At 37.8% G+C, this 19656-nt stretch carries 14 protein-coding genes; 5 read left to right on the forward strand and 9 right to left on the reverse strand.

From position 1 onward, the window contains the following. Positions 1–16: 16 nt before the first annotated feature. A complete protein-coding gene (locus QNI15_RS10860; RefSeq protein WP_314031749.1) occupies positions 17–1357 on the reverse strand; it encodes a sensor histidine kinase in 1341 nt (446 codons plus the stop codon). Between the two features lie 134 nt (positions 1358–1491). After that, on the reverse strand, positions 1492–2874 hold the full coding sequence (locus QNI15_RS10865) for a sigma-54-dependent transcriptional regulator (RefSeq protein WP_313977066.1): 1383 nt from the start codon (positions 2872–2874) through the stop codon (positions 1492–1494). 223 nt (positions 2875–3097) lie between these two features. Between QNI15_RS10865 and bglX the strand changes: the two genes are divergently transcribed. Continuing rightward, positions 3098–5380: a beta-glucosidase BglX gene (gene bglX / locus QNI15_RS10870; RefSeq protein ID WP_313995263.1), complete on the forward strand. Its 2283-nt coding sequence runs from the start codon at positions 3098–3100 to the stop codon at positions 5378–5380. Positions 5381–6227: 847 nt separating this feature from the next. On the opposite strand, the gene QNI15_RS10875 is transcribed toward bglX, so the two are convergent. Continuing rightward, on the reverse strand, positions 6228–7814 hold the full coding sequence (locus QNI15_RS10875; protein ID WP_314031750.1) for a M28 family peptidase: 1587 nt from the start codon (positions 7812–7814) through the stop codon (positions 6228–6230). A gap of 386 nt (positions 7815–8200) precedes the next feature. On the opposite strand from QNI15_RS10875, the gene gcvP reads away from it, so the two are divergent. Further along, positions 8201–11104, forward strand: coding sequence for an aminomethyl-transferring glycine dehydrogenase (gene gcvP, locus QNI15_RS10880; protein ID WP_314031752.1), 2904 nt, complete (start codon positions 8201–8203; stop codon positions 11102–11104). An 80-nt stretch (positions 11105–11184) separates the two neighbouring features. Here gcvP and QNI15_RS10885 read toward each other — a convergent pair whose 3' ends face one another. Continuing rightward, positions 11185–11499 (reverse strand): hypothetical protein, encoded by a 315-nt coding sequence (locus tag QNI15_RS10885; protein ID WP_313995272.1) that lies wholly within the window; start codon positions 11497–11499, stop codon positions 11185–11187. A gap of 262 nt (positions 11500–11761) precedes the next feature. On the opposite strand from QNI15_RS10885, the gene QNI15_RS10890 reads away from it, so the two are divergent. The 3 genes from QNI15_RS10890 to pgeF all read left to right on the forward strand — a co-directional run bounded on the left by QNI15_RS10890 (position 11762) and on the right by pgeF (position 14459). Next, positions 11762–12913, forward strand: coding sequence for a sensor histidine kinase (locus QNI15_RS10890; RefSeq protein ID WP_314031753.1), 1152 nt, complete (start codon positions 11762–11764; stop codon positions 12911–12913). Continuing rightward, positions 12910–13626: a LytR/AlgR family response regulator transcription factor gene (locus QNI15_RS10895; protein ID WP_314031754.1), complete on the forward strand. Its 717-nt coding sequence runs from the start codon at positions 12910–12912 to the stop codon at positions 13624–13626. Before QNI15_RS10890 ends, QNI15_RS10895 begins: the two co-directional genes overlap by 4 nt. A 71-nt stretch (positions 13627–13697) precedes the next feature. Then, positions 13698–14459 (forward strand): peptidoglycan editing factor PgeF, encoded by a 762-nt coding sequence (gene pgeF / locus QNI15_RS10900; RefSeq protein ID WP_314031755.1) that lies wholly within the window; start codon positions 13698–13700, stop codon positions 14457–14459. Positions 14460–14466: 7 nt separating this feature from the next. On the opposite strand, the gene QNI15_RS10905 is transcribed toward pgeF, so the two are convergent. The 5 genes from QNI15_RS10905 to QNI15_RS10925 all read right to left on the reverse strand — a co-directional run bounded on the left by QNI15_RS10905 (position 14467) and on the right by QNI15_RS10925 (position 19323). After that, complete coding sequence (locus tag QNI15_RS10905; RefSeq protein ID WP_314031756.1) at positions 14467–15375, reverse strand: glycosyltransferase family 2 protein; 909 nt, start codon at positions 15373–15375, stop codon at positions 14467–14469. Between the two features lie 119 nt (positions 15376–15494). Then, positions 15495–16259: a shikimate dehydrogenase family protein gene (locus QNI15_RS10910; RefSeq protein WP_314031757.1), complete on the reverse strand. Its 765-nt coding sequence runs from the start codon at positions 16257–16259 to the stop codon at positions 15495–15497. A gap of 18 nt (positions 16260–16277) precedes the next feature. Next, the gene (locus QNI15_RS10915) at positions 16278–16931 is read right to left on the reverse strand and encodes a DedA family protein (RefSeq protein WP_313995288.1); all 654 of its coding nucleotides are present in this window, start codon (positions 16929–16931) and stop codon (positions 16278–16280) included. A gap of 95 nt (positions 16932–17026) precedes the next feature. After that, complete coding sequence (locus tag QNI15_RS10920) at positions 17027–18559, reverse strand: FG-GAP repeat domain-containing protein (protein WP_314031758.1); 1533 nt, start codon at positions 18557–18559, stop codon at positions 17027–17029. Positions 18560–18585: 26 nt separating this feature from the next. Continuing rightward, a complete protein-coding gene (locus QNI15_RS10925) occupies positions 18586–19323 on the reverse strand; it encodes a spheroidene monooxygenase (RefSeq protein ID WP_314031759.1) in 738 nt (245 codons plus the stop codon). Between the last annotated feature and the right edge of the window lie 333 nt (positions 19324–19656).

A 19656-nucleotide genomic window follows, 5' to 3' on the forward strand; every position in this document is an offset into this window, starting at 1 on the left:
GTTTACCTTCAATGCATCAGCTATTAAATTTTAAAGTAAAGGTAGTTCCTTCGTTTACTTCTGAAGTAACCTTTAAAAGACCTCCATGCATTTGCATAATCTGTCTGGATAAACTAAGTCCAATACCTGACCCTGTTTTCTTTGTAGTATAAAATGGGATAAAGATTTTTTCCAGAGCTTCCGGAATGATACCAGGTCCATTGTCTGCGATGTCGATAGAGACTTGTTGATTTTCATCCTTATATCCCTTTATTTGTATAAAAGCACCTTCTTTTCCAGCTAAAGCCTCTACTGCATTCTTGATAAGGTTAATCAACACCATTTCAATCTGTTCATTATCTGCCAATACAGATAGATCAGCAGGTTGTATCTCAAAAGAAAGATTTACACCAGCATTCTTTGCATCTGTTTGCATTAGCTGTACAATACTTCCAACTAATTCTCTAACCTGCATTTCTGCCATATCAGGCTTGGGTATATTGGTAAAATTACGATAGGCATTGACAAAATTCAGTAACCCAACACTTCTGTTTTCGATTGTTCGTAATGCTTCCTTAAGATCACCTACTGCTTCACCATTGTTAGAATTCACATCTAGATCATACGTCACAATATCCTGCATAGTCGCAATGAGCGAGGTAATTGGAGTGATAGAGTTCATGATTTCATGACGCAACACCCGTGTCAGATTTTGCCATGCTTCCAATTCTTTCTGTTGCAATTCTGACTGAATATTTTGCAGAGATACTAATTTAATTGTTTTACCACGAAGACGTATTACAGTTGCATATACGGAGAGTTGTTGCTCACTGGGAGTCTGATATAAGCCATTATTCTGAGACCGGAGCTTTTGAACCAAATCTACCAGTTCAGGATGGGTTTTCTGAAGGTCACTTAAAGTTCGTAACCGATAAATTCCCAATAATTTTAATGCTGCATTATTTACAAGCTCTACATTACCTTCAGTATCAAAGGCTAATAACCCAACACTTACGTGATGAACTACAGCATTAAGATATTGTAAGTTAGCCTCTCTCTCTGCACGAGCTTGTCGAAATGCATCCAACACCTCATTAAATTGTTGATTTAAAACCCGAAAGCTATAACCCAGTTTGTTATCTGCTGCAAAACCAATAGAAAAATCAGACCATCTCACTGACTCCAGAAACCGGATTAGTTTTCGGTTTGTACCATCAACATAGAAATATAGATTATACGTTTGTAACGAGATCAATAACAGAAAGGCTACCGCTACCAGGTAGTTAAAAGAAAATAGAAATGTATAACAACTGGCAAAAATGGCCCCAACCAATGCCAGAACCCGAATAATAAGACCAGCACTAAAAGTTCTGAACACGCCGTAATGCAATTAATGAAATGATAGATACGCTAAAGTTAGTATTGTTCAGAGCTGTATGCTTGAAATCGGTAAAATCTTTTATGAAGAAATATCTTCATATCATTCAGGAAACCCTGGATAAGATAAGGATATTATAGTCCATATTTTTCCAGACGGCGATACAGAGAAGAACGGGTAAGACCCAACTCCTGAGCTGCTTCTGTAATATTGCCATTATGTTTCTTCAAGGCTTTCCGAATCAGCATTTTTTCCATTTCATCTAATGGCATAGCGTCCAATGCACTCTCTTCATCCTGTGGTACTTCATGTCCATTGCTAAAGAAAAAGTCTTCTGGTTGCAGAGCCGATCCCTGAGCCATAATCACAGCTCGTTCGATAGCATGTTGCAGTTCCCGCACATTTCCTGGCCAGTGATACTTCTGCATTCGCTTTAGTAATGCAGGACTCAAAGTGTTGACAGATCTGTTATATTTCTTGCGATACAACTGAAGATAATATTCAGCTAGTGGTACCAGATCTTCCTGACGTTCCCGCAAAGGAGGAAGGTGAATTTCTATTGTATTGATACGATATAATAAATCCTGACGGAATGTCTTACTCTTTACCATATCATATACAGGCATATTAGTAGCAGAAATCAAACGAACATCAATGGTTTTAGGCTTGTTTGAGCCTACCCGTGTCACTGTACGACTTTGTAAAACAGTAAGCAATTTAGCTTGTAGAGGTAGAGACAGGTTTCCAATTTCATCCAAGAAAATAGATCCTCCTGAAGCAGTTTCAAAACGTCCGGCTCTATCTTCTTTCGCATCCGTAAAAGAGCCTTTCGTATGACCAAATAATTCACTTTCGAATAATGTTTCACTAATCGCACCCAAATCAACCGACACAAATGGCTCGTCTGTGCGTTTAGACTTCCGATGTAAAGCTCTGGCAATAAGTTCTTTTCCTGTCCCATTTTCACCAAGTATCAATACATTAGCGTCTGTTTCAGCAACACGATCAATGGCTTCATACACACGAAGCATAGCCGGACTTTGCCCAATAATATCTGAGGTATAAGAAGTTTGCGCCTGATTAAGTCCTTTTTGTTTTGCTTTTAACGTAGCGGTTTCTTCACGTGATTGACGTAATCGCATGGCAGAAATCAATGTAGCTAGCAGCTTTTCATTTTCCCATGGCTTCAAAACAAAATCTGTAGCACCGTCTTTAATTGCCCGAACAGCCATCTCAACATCCCCATAGGCTGTAATAAGAACAACGACTGCTGCCGGATCTATTTCTAGTATACGATCTAACCAATAAAATCCTTCTTTTCCACTTCCAATATCTTTGGTAAAATTCATATCCAGCAAAATCACATCATACCGATCATTATTGATCAGGTATGGTATACTTTCCGGATTACTTTCAACATCTACATGAAGAAAATGGCGTTTCAAAAAAAGTCGTGCTGCACTAAGCACGTCGGTATCATCGTCTACGACTAGTATTTTTCCGGTTTTGGTTTCCATGTACGAAAGTTAATTTTTTTACCGATAAGATTACAATAGGTAAGGAAAAGTTGCACGAATGTGCGTATAAACGGAAAAAAAAATGGATAAAAGTATAAAATCTCTTTTGGTCTTATCGATAATCTTGCCTTTTTCTTTGGGAAAACATAATTAATTAAATACTTTGTTTCGCGTCTGATGACCACTTATTACGTAATTGATAACCCCTTACATCCTAATAAAAATGAGAAAACATTTAATCTCTATTTTGTTTTTTGCTTGTCTGAGCAATTTATTTTGCATTGCACAAACTGTTGCCCCCTATAAAAATCCCAAACTCCCAATAGAACAACGAATAAAAGATCTGCTCTCAAAGATGACCCTGGAAGAAAAAGTTGGCCAGCTTAATCAGGTAAATGGCGGTGTAATGACAGGGCCCGCAGCTGAAGGTGATCCTGGGGCAAAAGCCAAACTGGATATGTCACGCAAAGGAATGGTAGGTTCTTTTTTAAATGTAACAGGAGCCAAAGAAACGCGTGCAGTTCAGGAGATAGCCGTAAAAGAAAGCCGGCTAGGTATTCCTCTGTTGTTTGCCTTTGATGTAATCCACGGTTATAAAACCATTTTTCCAATTCCGTTAGCAGAAACCTGTAGTTGGGATCTGGCTCTGATGGAGAGGTCTGCGTCTATGGCTGCAGCGGAAGCTTCTGCAGCAGGTTTGCACTGGACTTTTGCACCCATGGTAGATATTGCACGCGATCCTCGCTGGGGACGGGTAATGGAAGGCGCAGGTGAAGACACCTATCTGGGGAGCAAAGCCTCTTACGCACGTGTAAAAGGATTTCAGGGAGATTTGACAGATGTGTATCATGTAATGGCCTGTATGAAACACTTTGCAGCTTATGGATTAGCAGAAGGTGGCCGCGAATACAATACAGTTGATTTATCCCGGTATGTACTGCAGGACATCTATCTCCCTCCTTTTAAAGCAGGAGTTGATGCAGGTGCCGCAACGGTTATGAACTCTTTTAATATAGTAGATGGTATCCCTGCCAGTGGAAATAAATATCTGGTTACGGATGTATTAAAAAATCAATGGAAGTTTAAAGGATTTGTTGTGTCAGACTGGGCCTCATTTGGTGAGATGATTACACATGGGTATGCAGCAGATAGCAAAGATGCAGCCTTGAAAGCATTTAATGCTGGCTCAGATATGGACATGGAATCACGAGTTGTGATCGAAAATATGGTTCAGCTAGTGAAAGAAGGCAAAGTCACTCAAGCTCGTCTGGACGATGCAGTGAGTCGAATCCTATACTATAAATTTAAACTTGGTCTATTTGAAGATCCTTATAAATTCAGTGATGAACGTCGGGAATCTGTTACACTGCTAAACGACAAATTTGTTCAGGCAGCACGCGAGGCATCACAAAGATCTATGATCTTATTGAAAAATGATACTAATACTCTTCCGTTATCAAAAACTACGAAAAACATTGCAGTCATTGGGCAATTAGCTGATAGCCAGGCAGACGCATTGGATTTCTGGATTGCCAAAGGCGAGCCTAAAGATGTAGTTACGATTCTACAGGGAATAAAAAATAAAGTTCCTCAAAGCAATGTTTCCTTTGCAAAAGGATATACGATTACTACGGATGGTAGTGATGCTTTATATAATTCAACAGAAGCAACAATCGCAGAGGCAGTAAATACAGCAAAATCATCAGATGTAGTTATTGCTGTTGTAGGCTTATCTGGTAAAGTTGCCGGAGAAGCTCGTGCACTTACCAATATTGAGATCCCTGCAGAACAAATGAAAGTGCTACAGGCTGTGAAGGCAACAGGTAAACCTGTCATTGTAGTGGTGAGTACTGGCAGACCTATGGTTATTCCCTGGTTGTCTCAAAATGTGCCTGCTATCTTATATGCCTGGATGCCATGCACTCAGGGAGGAAATGCGGCTGCCGATATATTGTTTGGGGACTATAATCCTTCTGCTAAGACGACCATGTCTTTCCCTTACACAACAGGCCAAATTCCTGTTTATTACAACCAGAAAAGCACAGGCAGACCTTATCAGGATGAACCTAACTCACCAGGGAACTTCTGGGTTTCCCGTTATCGGGACGCACCCAATAGCCCATTGTATCCATTTGGATATGGATTGAGCTATACGACCTTTGACTATTCATCCCCTATACTCAACAAAGCGGAATTAAATCGCGGAGAAAGCCTGATAGTAAAAGTAACCATAAAGAATACAGGAAAATATGATGGGGAAGAGATTGTGCAGCTTTATATACGAGATATGGTAGCTTCTCTGGTACGTCCGGTAAAAGAGCTCAAGGGATTTCAGAAAATCATGTTAAAAGCAGGAGAAAGTAAAGAAGTAACTTTTACATTGACCAATTCAGATCTGTCTTTTTATGATGGGGAAGGAAAATCACATTTGGAACCGGGTACTTTCAAAGTATTTATTGGTGGAAATTCACGGGATGTGAAAGAAGTTTCATTTTCTTTAAAATAAGGATGCTTTTCTAAAAGCATTTTATCTTACTCATTTATGAGGAAATCCAATACTGCTTTTACTTCAAAATCCTCATTTATGAAATGTTCATCTGACAATTCGCAATTTTTATCTAATGTTTTTAAAGGTTTATCTAAAATTTTTGTACTGTTATGTTATACATGCTATTTTAGCATCGTAAGAAATACAGATAGTAATTCTACACAGAATATTATCTTGTTTTTCTTTCCATAGCTGGTTGAAGGATCTTGGGGGTAAGACTGGTGTAAGGCACCGTCTTCCCCAGGTATCTTATCTCAAGCTTCTCCTCCCTCCTGTTTTATACCCAACCCTATTCCATTGTAACCAATATTTTCATTTCTTTTAGAACTGTTAAGTCCTATTTTATTAACTTTTCCGCATTCTCAATCTTTTCCTATTGGCGTTAAATAACAAATTAAGGGTCCCTAGAAATGTAACTATGATCATATAGTATACTTTCGAGCCGACTGCTATCTGCGCATAGTTCACTCTAAGCATGTTGTTTAGCTGACTACGGATTGCCCCTATATTAATCAGCATTTTGATCACAACTCACGACAAGTTGCGTTTTAGCTGGAACTTCAGTTACTCACAGGCTTCAACCTGACTACAGGTAATTTTACAAGATAAGAGAACGTCCCTTTTCGACTGAAGGTAAAAAATAAAAGAGTCATGCACCCATTAACGAAAAGGAAGAATAGAAAGAGAGTTATTTCAAAACAACAAAGCCCACGCTTTTGAGAAAGCATAGGCTTTGTTAGTTGATACTAAGATAATCTCACATCTACATTTTGGAAGGATTCAAACTTGACCTAAAAATCAAGACCTATTTTTTATTGCTATCTACTTTGATGCGTTCTTCCCGATTAGCAACCTCCCATGCGGTATGAAAAACAAGTCTGGCAATCTTTTCTATCTTGGCAAAATTGATTTTCTCAATATCATCTGTTGGCCTGTGGTAATCCTCATGAGTACCATTGAAATAAAAAATTACAGGAACTTTGTATCTGGCAAAGTTATAATGATCCGAACGATAGTAGAACCGATTAGGATCAGAAGGATCGTTGTATTTATAATCAAGAGCAAGTTTGCTGTATTTTTGATTCATCTCTTCACTTATAGCATGAAGTTTACTTGAAAGTTTATCAGAACCAATCAGATACACATAATCAGGGTTACCAGTGTGTGCTTCATCAATGCGCCCAATCATGTCTATATTTAAATCGCAGACTGTATTTTGCAAAGAAAGTGCAGGATGATCCGTATAAAATTCAGAACCTAACAATCCTTTTTCTTCCCCGGCAACTGTCATAAACAACATGGAACGGCGAGGTCCATTTCCATTACGTTTAGCCTCTGCAAAAGCCTGAGCGATTTCCAACACTGCCACAGTACCACTACCATCATCATCTGCGCCATTGTGAATCTCACCATTAATAATCCCCACATGATCATAGTGAGCCGTAACAACAACAATTTCATCTTTCTTATCTGTCCCTTCTACCAAACCCAGTACATTCTCTGACTGAACAATCTGCTCTTTATTTTCAAATTTCATGGTAACGTTAGCAATAGCGAACGACTTAGGAGTTTTCTTTCTGGCTATCTTGCGTTGCCACTTTGCCAATGCTTTCTCAGAAACTCCCAATATCTCTACTGCCATCTCTTTGGATACAAATATAGTTCCGTCACCTTGTGTAGGAGTGTCTTTATATTTCAGAATTAAACGGGGATTGGTCAGATAACCTCTGTAGTTCGCAATGAATGTACCTACCTTCATTTCATCAGGTTGTATTACTAGTACATATGCAGCCCCTTTTTGTCTTGCCAGCGTTACTTTCTTTCTCCAGTCGCTAGCCCACTCTGATGGTTTATCGCTATCAGTCACTAAGCTCTTTCCCTTTTTACTCTTAGGTTCACCACTCAAAATCAGAACCGCTTTATTTGTGACATCAATATTCTTGTAATCTGAATATTTCTCAGAGTCAATACCATATCCACCAAAAACTACTTCTACATTTTTTTCCTGTGGAATAGACAATGATCCAAGTAAGTAGAAATCTTTTAAAAACTCCCTTCTCTTTGTGCCTGTTTCTACGTATACCTCACCCCAACTTTTTCTTACCAGATCAAAATGCTGAAAATAGCTATCTTCACCCTCATGCTTCATTACTGGTTTTAAATGGTCATTAAAAAATTGCTCGGCGATATAATCTGCTGCCATCTTTTGACCAGGCTCTCCGGTTTCACGTCCCTGAAGACTATCAGAAGCCAGAATTTTCAGGTGTTTAGCCAGATCAGTAGCTGTAATGGTATTCGCGTATTCTACGGATTTATCTGTATTACTTTTTTGAGCAGCAACTGGCTTCATGATACTCATGAAGAAAGTTGTCAGAATAATAATTTTCTTCATCTGTTACTGTTGAGTGATAAATATTCGATTACCAAAATCTTAAAATCAGAACTGCAAGTTCTGTTTAAATTGACGGATTTCAAAGTTTTTCTATTTGGGGGGTGTCATTCTTTAAAACTATCACTTCTTCTCTACATATAGTATTAATGATAGAATGACTGTAACCACTGTTCACAATGGTATTTTATAAATACATTTTACAACTTTCTCAATAGGCTTGTAAAAACATAACTTCTTGAACCCTTCCACATTAGGAAACTGTTATATGTATAATTATTTTCTATGTATCTTTGCGCCACAAATCGCTCATCCTTATTTTATATAAAGCAGTTCTTCAAAAAAACACAAAACGGCAAGTATTATATTAAACTTCCCATCAACATTCCATGAAAATCAATTTGCGCCATTCTGAAGCCTTTGCTTCCCGGCACATCGGGCCAGACGATGTTCAAAAAGCAGAAATGTTAAAAACCATTGGAGTAGGCTCCGTAGAAGAACTTATTTCACAGACAGTTCCTGCCTCTATTCGTCTGCCTAAACCACTTCAGCTACCTGACCCTCAATCTGAATATCAGTTTTTGCAGGATTTTAAAAAATTAGCACAAAAGAACCAGATTAATAAGTCCTATATAGGTTTAGGCTATTACAATACCATCACTCCTCCGGTTGTTCTTCGTAACATTCTCGAGAATCCAGGTTGGTATACAGCCTATACTCCTTATCAGGCAGAGATAGCACAAGGTCGTCTGGAAGCACTGTTAAACTTTCAGACAGTAGTTGTAGATCTTACGGGTATGGAGATTGCCAATGCATCCCTACTGGATGAGGCAACAGCGGCTGCGGAATCTTTGCATATGTTGTACAGCATGCGTAAGGGTAGCCGTAAAAACGCAAAGACATTTGTAGTATCGACAGATGTTTTTCCACAAACAATAGATTTGTTGATTACCAGAGCTGAACCACTGGGTATTTCAATAGTGGTAGCAGACTATGCAACAATAGATTTGTCTAACCCTGATATCTTTGGTGTATTAGTACAATATCCAGCAGCCAATGGCTCTGTGTATGATTACACAAGCTTTATTGCAGCAGCTCACGAACTGGACATTTTTGTTACTGTTGCGGCAGATTTACTTTCGCTGACATTGTTAACGCCTCCAGGAGAAATGGGAGCTGATGTGGTAATAGGCTCTGCACAACGCTTTGGCGTTCCTATGGGATATGGAGGACCACATGCTGGCTTCTTCGCAACTCGTGAAGAATATAAACGACAAATACCAGGTCGGATTATTGGAGTATCTATTGATGCCCAAGGGAATCGTGCTTTACGGATGGCCCTACAGACTCGTGAACAACACATTCGTCGTGAAAAAGCAACTTCCAATATCTGTACTGCTCAGGTGTTATTATCGGTAATGGCTAGTAGTTATGCAGTGTATCATGGATCTGAAGGTCTTCGCCAAATTGCAGAACGTACTCATGGTTTAACTCAATTATTAGCAAAAGGGCTTGCAAAAGTTGGTATCACGATCACGAATGAACATTACTTCGATACTATTTCCTTCACTAGTCCTCAGCAGAGCAATATCCGCAAAGTAGCAGAAGCACACCATATTAACCTTCGTTACAGCGCGAACAATCAGGTTTCTATATCTCTTGACGAAACTACCACAGTTTCTGATGTGCAAACGCTTATATCTGTCCTGGCAGAAGGTACAGGTGCAACCAACCATATTGATCTCTCTCCCATTGCAGATTCAATTGTTTTACAATATCCAGAGAAATTAACCCGTAAATCAGCTTATCTGACACATCCTGTTTTCAATACTCATCATTCTGAACATGAGATGTTACGGTATTTGAAATATCTGGAGAATAAAGATTTATCTCTTACCCACTCCATGATTTCGCTGGGTAGCTGCACAATGAAACTAAATGCTACTACAGAAATGATCCCTGTAACATGGCCTGAGTTTGGAAATCTACATCCATTTGCGCCTGTTAATCAAACAGAAGGTTATCAGGAATTATTTAAAAACCTTAATGACTGGCTGTGTGCAGTAACAGGTTTTGCAGCAATGTCCTTGCAACCAAACTCTGGTGCTCAGGGAGAATATGCAGGTCTGTTGGTGATTCGTGCTTATCATTTGAGCCGTGGAGATGATCACAGAGATGTAGCCCTAATTCCTGCATCTGCACATGGAACCAACCCGGCAAGTGCGGTAATGGCAGGAATGAAGGTAGTAGTAGTGAAGACAGATGAGAAAGGATATATTGATTTTGCAGACCTTAAAGCCAAAACAGAACAATACAAAGACACATTATCAACTTTGATGGTGACGTACCCATCTACTCATGGGGTGTATGAAGAAAACATTCGTGAAATCTGCGATCTGATTCATCAATATGGAGGACAGGTTTATATGGATGGTGCGAATATGAATGCACAGGTAGGCTTGACAAGTCCTGCAACTATTGGTGCAGATGTATGCCATCTGAATCTGCATAAAACATTCTGTATTCCACATGGTGGTGGTGGTCCTGGTATGGGTCCTATTGGAGTTGCAACACACTTGGTTCCATTCCTTCCAGGACATGCCGTTGTCCCTGTGGGTGGAGACAAAGCTATTCATGCTGTATCAGCAGCCCCATGGGGTAGTGCCTCTATTCTGCCTATTTCCTATGCCTATATTGCCATGATGGGAGGAAAAGGACTTACCGAGGCAACAAGTGCAGCCATTCTGAATGCTAACTATATCAAAGCTCGTCTGGAAAAGCATTATCCTATTTTATATACTAACATCAATGGACGCTGTGCCCACGAGTTTATTCTTGATTGCAGAGCCTTCAAAAATGTAGGTATTGAAGTAGAGGATATTGCCAAACGATTGATGGATTATGGCTTCCATGCTCCTACAGTGTCTTTCCCTGTTGCCGGAACACTGATGATTGAACCTACAGAAAGCGAGCCTAAAGAAGAACTAGACCGCTTCTGTGATGCCATGATAGCCATTCGGGAAGAGATTAAAGAGGTGGAAGAAGGAAAAGCAGATAAGCAAAACAATGTACTGAAACATGCTCCACACACGGCAAGTGTTGTATTGGTAGAAAATTGGGATCGTCCATATAGCCGTGAAAAAGCTGTATATCCTCTACCTTACGTAAAAGCTGCCAAATTCTGGCCATCTGTAAGCCGTATTGATAGTGCCTATGGCGACCGGAATTTAGTTTGTGCCTGTGAGCCTATTGAAAGCTATCTGGATGAAACAGAAAAGCAAGCTGCTTTATAAGCATAATCTCAACATATAGTTTTATAACAAAAAAGCACCTCTTATGGAAGAGGTGCTTTTCTATTTATTGTTTCTCATCATTATTTCATCATCGCAGCTACCCAGTGTTCTTCTCCAGATAATCCGCGATTTGAAATCCAATTCTGCATCACTTTATCCAATGCAGCATTTAACTGCTGGACTGTCTTCTTACGCTTGAGGTTAAGAAATACACCATCCAGTTTTTCTTCATATATCTGCACATTGGCATCATTATAAAAATGAACAATGGTATATTGTTTTGTGTGAATATCCGACTCAGTCACCCAATATCCAGAACTTTGTCCGAGTGCAGGTGCGACTCCCACTACTCCAATACCAATTAGCAAGCTGATACTTACAATAATTTTTTTCATAGTTGTAATTGTTTAGTATGTAAAGATGATCTCCATCTGATTTATAGATCTAAGATACTTTCCACCTAAAAACGAAACAGGAATATTCTCTCAACAACAGACTTACATACAGACATAACTTTCTCAGACCTTTCAAGACCGTTTATCCATAAAAAATGTCATTCAGAGACGTTTTTATGCTGTTTGTCGACTAATAGCTAACATACAGACCTAGTAAAGCCAGAAATTGTAATTTTAATAATGCGAACTAAATTCCTTGTCCATGTACATCTTTAATTATGACTTCGTTTTCTCTAATCAATGGAGATATCGGCTTGCTCGTCATATTCTATTCTGGATAGCATTCATCCTTTTTTGTACAGTGATCTATAGTTACATGCCTGTTATTCCGGAAGGAGTCTCATACTGGAAGATCGTGTTAATGGCCTTTACCAATGCCATTATATTTACATTTAACCATATTGCTCTGAGCTATTCTATCATTTACTGGCTTATCCCCTCCTATTTGCTAAAAGGAAAATATATACACCTGGCGATTGGACTATGCCTTTGTATATTGGGATCAGGTTTCTTTTCTTTTTTTTTATCGTCTTATATAGTAAATGGTTACTTAGCGATTTTAGGATGGCCGACCCATCGTTTTCCTTTATCAATTGGCCTGATGGCAGGATTACGAGGTGGTATCACGATAGCAGGATTTGCCGCGGCCATTAAGCTTTCCAAGTATTGGTATTTAAAACAAAGCGCATTCCAACAAGTAGAAAAAGAAAAGCTAACAGCAGAACTCCAACTACTTAAAGCCCAGTTGCATCCTCACTTTCTATTTAATACATTAAATAATCTTTATGCACTTACGCTTACCAAGTCAGATTATGCTCCAGAAGTAGTAGTAAAATTGTCCGGCTTATTACGATATATGTTATATGATTGTAATGTTGCGGAAGTCTCTCTGGAAAAAGAAATACAGATTATTCAAAATTATGTTGAACTGGAACAAATGCGTTATGGAGAACATGTAGATGTATCTCTCAACTTTACTGGAGATATAACAGGTAAAATGATAGCGCCTTTACTTCTTATGCCCTTTCTAGAGAATGCATTCAAACATGGCGTCAGTGAACAAATAGATCAGGCATGGATTAGTTTAGACTTATCTGTTGACAAAAATCAAATGCGTCTAAAGTTAATTAATAGCAAGAGTGAAGAAAATCAGGTAAGTTCCTATACAGGAGGCATTGGATTACAAAATGTAAAAAAAAGGATGGAACTGATCTATCCTAAACAATATGACCTTAAAATAGTAGAACAGGATGAAATCTTTGTAGTGATACTCAATCTGGAATTACAAAATGATATAACCAAACAAACAGAAAACAGTCAACAGTACAAAACGATACAAACCCAATGGGCATGAATCTAAAATGTTTATTAGTAGATGATGAACCACCAGCACTGGAAGTATTGGAATCACATATAGGAAATGTAGATGGTCTTGAAGTTATCGCTAAATGTCATAATGCAATTCAGGCATTTAGTGTATTGCAGGAAAAAAATATAGATTTGATGTTTCTGGATATCAAAATGCCTAAGTTATTAGGTACAGACTTTCTACGTACCCTGCGAAATCCACCCAAGGTTATTTTTACTACTGCATATCGTGATTATGCTGTAGAAGGTTTTGAACTGGATGCTGTGGATTATTTGATGAAACCTATTTCACTAGAACGATTTCTGAAAGCAATAGCTAAGGTTACTAAAGTGGAAAGTAATCTTTCTTCAGAAGAAAAGAAATATCAACCCAATAAAGATGCCTTTCTCTATTTTCGTGTAGACAGGAAAATGGTTAAAGTTCTCACAGAGGATATTCTTTATATAGAAAGCTTGAAGGATTATATCAAAATTTTTACAACCAATGACTCCAAACCGTTGGTTGTGAAACAAAGCATGAATGCACTGGAAGAGATGCTTTCCGAAACAAATTTTCTTCGTATCCATCGTTCGTTTATTGTATCTCTGAGTAAAATCAAAGCCTTTACAGCTAATCATATTACTATAGGCTCTGAAGAGTTACCAATTGGCAGACTTTATAGTCATCAAATTTCAAAGGCTCTAAAAACACAAATTTAGTTGTGAATCTACAACTACCCTTTCCAAAATTCGAGAAAGCAAGTATCTTTGACAAAAATAGGTATTACTCAATGACAGTCCCAACCCTCTCCCTAGCTTATCGACCTGAGATATTTACTAAATTTCCTCATCTTATTGCAGCTCAGAGTCTAAGACATGGAGGTGTCAGCCCTGCACCCTTCACTTCTCTTAACTTAGGGCTTTCTTCAGGTGATGAAAGGGAAAATGTACTTGAAAACAGAAATCGTTTTTTCAATAGCCTGGGCTTCCAACCCGAAGACATAGCCTTATCCTATCAGGTTCATGATGACAAAGTATTGGTGGCGACCCAACCTGGCAATTACGAAGGCTATGATGCCATTGTGACAAACTCATCAGGTATATTTGTTGGCGTCTCCATAGCTGACTGCACACCTATCCTAATTTACGACTCTAGTAGTAATGCAGTTGCAGCCATTCATGCAGGATGGAAAGGAACTATGAAACAAATAGTGTCAAAAACACTGCAAACAATGACACAACACTTTGGGACAAATCCGGTGAATTGTTTTGCATATATTGGTACCTGTATTAGTGAATGTGCCTTTGAAGTGGATGCAGATGTTGCAGATTATTTTACATCTGATTACAAAAGATGGGATTCTGAGAAAAATAAGTTTTTTGTAGATCTGAAACAAGCAAATTACTCTCAGCTACTCAACGCTGGTATTCCACAAGAACAAGTTGAGGTTTCCCCCTTCTGTACTGTCGAGCATAATGATCATTATTTCTCTTATCGTAAAGAAGGTAAAAAGTCAGGTAGGATGTTTGTTGTAATTGGCTTGGCAAAATAAAGATAAACTATCGCTTTAAAAGCCCAAGAAGGGAATATTTAACAATAGCCATTGAACGCCTTTCGAATAGAGATAGCGGATATTCAAGAATGGAAGTAAACCAAAATGATAAGCCTTTCCGATATTGATGTCCTAATACCAAATGTAATGCGATATACGAATCACAGTATGAGTTGATCTTTTTCCAATAGGGAGAAAATATCTTCTTAACAGCCTCATCTTCAAATGCATACCGAAGAGCAAGTTCTTTTCTTTCAACAAGATTTCTTTCAGCGAAGTGTTTCACGCTTCTGGAATCGTGATCTATCAATGCAGCCGAAATTCTATTATCTACTTTAATACCTACATTAGCCACTACACGTAGCCATAATTCCCAATCTTCAGAACCGGCTAAAGCCCGGTCTTCTGTAAATTTGTATGTATTTGCAATATCTCTTCGAAGAAATACCCCCATACAACTTAAAGGATTTCCTTTTACCAGTACATAGATATCATCTGAGACAAGATTATTTACTTTCACTTTAGATTTCAGATTACTATCTGTCACTTCATAGGCAACATGCAATAATGGGGGATTCTCAAATTTTAAGATGCTTTCATATGCATTTGAAAGGCATTGCTCATAAAAAATATCATCAGAATCCAGAAACGTTATATACTGTCCTCTCGCCTGTTTAATCCCAAAATTTCTGGCAGCGGCCCTTTCTCCATTTTCTTTTTTATAATAACGAATATGAACATTGGCAAGTCCTTTCATCAACTCTTCTGTGTTATCAGTGCTACCATCATCAACTACTATGACTTCGTAATCTTTAAAAGTTTGCTTCAGTAATGACTGTAGTGTTACGGGTAAAAAACTCGCACGATTGTAAGTGGGTATAATTATAGAAAAGAAAATAGTGTTTTGAAATTCCATTTTATAAAGAATAGATTATCTCACGGTGTCTTGATAACCTAAAAATAAGCATTATATCAGAAAACGAGTTACCACTCCTTAGCTTCATAGGCAATCGAAGCATTTAATAAACTCAGAGACTACTTAGTTGTCCATATCTCCCACGACTTTTCTGCTTGTGCATATAACATAGGTAACCCTCCAAATATCTTTGCACCTTGTTTAGCTCCTTTTTGTAAAAAGATAGTTTGTTCTGGATTATATACAAGATCATACAAAAGGTGATCACCTGTTAGCCATTCATAGGGTAATGGAGGAAAGACATCAACTTCAGGATACATCCCAAGAGGTGTAGTATTAATAATGAGTAGATATTTGCTCAAGATTTTTTCTGTAAGATCATCATAACCAAATATATTTTCACCTGCTCGTCTCGATATGTACACATTTTCAATATCCATATCATCCAGCGCGATCTTGACAGCTTTGCTTGCCCCTCCCGTTCCTAAAATAAGTGCTTTTAATTTACGGAGGCTCTTTCCTTCTGAAATATAATTTCCGTTAAGAAAACCTTCCAATGTGGACTTAAAACCAAAATAATCTGAATTATAACCTGTAGTTGATCCATCAGGTGCGATTTTAATCACATTCACAGCCCCAATGCGTTTAGCAGCCGGATCTACATATGTTAGATAGGGAATTACCTGCTCTTTATAGGGTATAGTGACATTCAGTCCTCGTAAGTTAGGCTGGGATGAGATAAGTCCAGGCAAAAGTTTAATATCTTCCAAAGGAAATAGTTCATAAGAAGCATCTGTAATATGCTCTTTGGCAAACTTTTCTGTAAAGTATTTCTTAGAAAATGAGTGGCCTAACGGATAACCAATAAGTCCGAAAATACGCATGTATCTTTAATTATGAAGTTATGCAGCTTTTTTAACAAACCGATGTCTTACATATTCTATTACAGGAGGCAGGATCGAAATTAGAATAATCAGAATAATTACCTTTTCGAAGTTATCTTTAATAATAGAAATACCACCAAAGAAATACCCTGCTAATGTCAAACCAATCACCCAGATTAATCCGCCTATAATATTATATGAAATAAATTTACCATAGTTCATGCTACCTACACCCGCAACAAATGGAGCAAACGTACGAACAATGGGAACAAAGCGTGCGTAAATAATAGATTTCCCACCATGCTTATCAAAAAAAGCCTGTGTTTGATCCAAATATTCTTTCTTCAGGAATTTTATTTTCCCGCTAAAAGCTTTTGGACCAATGTATTTACCTATTATATAATTCACTGTATCTCCTAAGAATGCAGCAGTGAATAACAAAGGCAATAGATAGTAGATATTAAGGTCCTCATTGTTAGAAAACGCTGCAAATGCACCTGCTGCAAACAATAAGGAATCACCTGGTAGAAAGGGCATTACGACTAATCCTGTTTCTACAAATATGATAACGAAGAGGATAATATAGGTAAGGGTACCATAGTCAGAAATAAGTTCAGCAAGGTGTTTATCTATATGTAAAATAAAGTCAATGAGTTGTTTTATGATTTCCATAAGAGAAAATTTGTAGAAGGATGCCACAAAAATAAGAAAAGCCCTGAAAGAGAAGTATTCCAGAGCATTCTTTCTTTAAAAAGTCCTTTATAGAGTTATCTTCCTGAAATTTTTTTATTCTCCAGCCATACCACAGGATAATTCAACGTATCCCACTTTCGAGTATATTTCTCTGGAACAGGATAAATGGAGAGTACACAAGAGCCTAAAAGAATGTCTATATCTCCATCCTTATCTATATCACCTGTATCCATTACTTGCCAGCGACCAAAATCAAATTCAGGAAAAGTGAAAGGCTCAAACTGAAAGCTTCCCTTATTCTCTAAGTATACGAAGCTCTCTTCCGGATGTTTTTCATAATCTGGAAAATAGGCAATGGTAGCAATATCTAAATCTCCATCTTGGTCAAAGTCTACCGGGACAGCTTTCGTGATGCCATTAACAGGATAAAAATACTTTTCGGTAAAGTGATTCTCTCCATCGTTTAAATAAATCCTTACTCCATGATATGGTTTTAAAATTTGCCTGTAATCACCATTATCTCCATTGGTAGCCATAATGTCTAGTTTCCCATCATTATTAAAATCAGCTAGGGAGAATGAATTAGATCCAAATGATGGATGAAACTGAAGAATTCTCTCAGGAGATGAAAAAACACCATTCCCATTATTTGTATAGAGGTCAAAACCCTCATTACCCTGAGCCATCAGGACTAATATATCAGGTTTTCCATCTTTGTTAAAATCACTTATAGCAGATTGAATAGCTCCAGCAGAAGGATTTAAAATATGTTCCATATATTTATGCCTGACTTTTTCATACCAGTTCAAAGAACCTGTATAGTAGCCAAATCCTGATATGACAATATCTTCTTTACCATCCGCATTCAAATCATGGTAGGCAACATGTGTTGGACGACTTAAACCAGTAATAATAGCATCGGCAACTGATGAGTCTGATTGGAGATAGGTTAGTTCACCGTTTCTAAAATCAGAAGGATGAAAAGATCCCATTAATAAGATCCTATTCCCCTCCCTTCTACTATCCATTTGTACAGGGCCAGTACTTAATCTTTTAAACGCAACTATTTTCAGGAACCTGTCAGTATGAAACAACATCCCTTTTTCTCCATCTCCGAAATACAGTTTATTATGAAGAGTATCTATCTTTACCAATGACAATACAGGATTTTCAAAAGGAAATTCTGGCGTATGAACCTGAAAAAGAGGAAGTTTTTTTTGAATAGGCACGTGTGGAATCTGAGGAGGCATTTTTTCAGGTGCCAAGGTAGTGAAGTAGCGCATAACTGATCGCCATTCCTCATCTGATAAAATAGGTTTATCAGGAAATAAATAGGAGTTAAGAAACCCTTTCTCTTGCTTATAAGTAGTTCCCTCAAAACCAGTAATACCTAGTAACGGTCCCATTTTGGGAAAAACCGCTTCTTTCCATGTTTTCTTATCTACTAAATCAGGCGTGGGTAATTGATGACATGACTGGCAATATTTTTCTGCCAATCTACGATCCGCGGCTTCCCCTGGATAAGTTTCAGGTGTACTACAGGAATAAAAAAAGATACTATAGCTTAGTAGAAAGATATAAAGGGAAAGAGTAAATAGATAACGCATGAAAGTGACTTTTTTATGTAAAAATATCACTTTTTAAAGTATGATTCCAAAATATCTTTGCCCTGATAGGTACCATATGTAGCTACAGGAATAAACCGTGCAAATAGCTCTTCTTTATACCAGTTCCGGGTACGGGTCTTGTGTACAACTTCTTTGTGAAAAGTTTTCTTATAGGCAAAATTCTTTATAGCATCCGAATTTTCCCAAATACTTATAGTGGCCTGCTGAATCAATGGTAACTCCCCTACTCCAATAGAAAATAACATTCCTGGAGCACTGTGAATAACTGCCTGTACACGAGGAACATTTTGCCAGAACTCTGGTAATCGATACCAATAGATAGTAGCCCTTGTAAGAACTACCACTGGAAGCGTATTATCTGTAGTATTATATGTTTCTTCAAAAGGATTTATATGATTCCAATACCCATGTGTATGTGTTGGCAATAATACAAGGTGGTATGTTTCGTTGGCATATGTAGAATACTTCTTCGATAAATCAGAATTGAAAAACCAAGTAGCATCTTCTATAGTGTTCCATACTGTTAACAAAGCGTACCGTGTAAAGTCTGGTATCATGCTAAATCCGCCTTTTCCACTACCAAGCATCTTTCCAAAACGTAATCCTTTAGGAGTTGGATTTAGCAAAGCGGACTTTCCCATTTGTCCCAATGCCCACCAGCCTTTATTTGCAGGAAACTGAAAAATAGATAGAACTGCTACTGATTGATAAGTATCTACAGGCATTAGAAAACGAAAGTTCATAGAATCCGAAAGGGTTATTGTTATGTTTCTTTCCCCTAAAAGTGTATGCCTATTCTATCATTAAATCTTATGTCTTTCCCCATTTTTAGCTAGTGACTCATCTTTCTCCAATATGTAATCAATTAGGATGAGAAAACTTTGTGGTAAGAATTCTGCTCAGATTTTTTTGTAGTGAGTATGCACAAGACAAAATAGTGAACAGAATTATACTCAAACACAAAAACACTATTCGAATAGTTGCACAAAGTGATCAGCATTTAGGTCAAAAAAAGAGATGATCTATATTCTGATCAAAACAAAAAGTGATCGGAATTTTAGTCAAAAGCAAAACTA

The sequence above is a fragment of the Xanthocytophaga flava genome (assembly GCF_030068545.1).
Lineage (GTDB): Bacteria > Bacteroidota > Bacteroidia > Cytophagales > 172606-1 > Xanthocytophaga > Xanthocytophaga flava.

Bases quoted from the DNA above. Each gene is read 5' to 3' on its own strand.
- QNI15_RS10865 (WP_313977066.1), bottom strand. From the start codon at position 2,874: ATGGAAACCAAAACCGGAAAAATACTAGTCGTAGACGATGATACCGAC.
- bglX (WP_313995263.1), top strand. From the start codon at position 3,098: ATGAGAAAACATTTAATCTCTATTTTGTTTTTTGCTTGTCTGAGCAAT.
- QNI15_RS10875 (WP_314031750.1), bottom strand. From the start codon at position 7,814: ATGAAGAAAATTATTATTCTGACAACTTTCTTCATGAGTATCATGAAG.
- gcvP (WP_314031752.1), top strand. From the start codon at position 8,201: ATGAAAATCAATTTGCGCCATTCTGAAGCCTTTGCTTCCCGGCACATC.
- QNI15_RS10885 (WP_313995272.1), bottom strand. From the start codon at position 11,499: ATGAAAAAAATTATTGTAAGTATCAGCTTGCTAATTGGTATTGGAGTA.
- QNI15_RS10890 (WP_314031753.1), top strand. From the start codon at position 11,762: ATGTACATCTTTAATTATGACTTCGTTTTCTCTAATCAATGGAGATAT.
- QNI15_RS10895 (WP_314031754.1), top strand. From the start codon at position 12,910: ATGAATCTAAAATGTTTATTAGTAGATGATGAACCACCAGCACTGGAA.
- pgeF (WP_314031755.1), top strand. From the start codon at position 13,698: ATGACAGTCCCAACCCTCTCCCTAGCTTATCGACCTGAGATATTTACT.
- QNI15_RS10905 (WP_314031756.1), bottom strand. From the start codon at position 15,375: ATGGAATTTCAAAACACTATTTTCTTTTCTATAATTATACCCACTTAC.
- QNI15_RS10910 (WP_314031757.1), bottom strand. From the start codon at position 16,259: ATGCGTATTTTCGGACTTATTGGTTATCCGTTAGGCCACTCATTTTCT.
- QNI15_RS10915 (WP_313995288.1), bottom strand. From the start codon at position 16,931: ATGGAAATCATAAAACAACTCATTGACTTTATTTTACATATAGATAAA.
- QNI15_RS10920 (WP_314031758.1), bottom strand. From the start codon at position 18,559: ATGCGTTATCTATTTACTCTTTCCCTTTATATCTTTCTACTAAGCTAT.
- QNI15_RS10925 (WP_314031759.1), bottom strand. From the start codon at position 19,323: ATGAACTTTCGTTTTCTAATGCCTGTAGATACTTATCAATCAGTAGCA.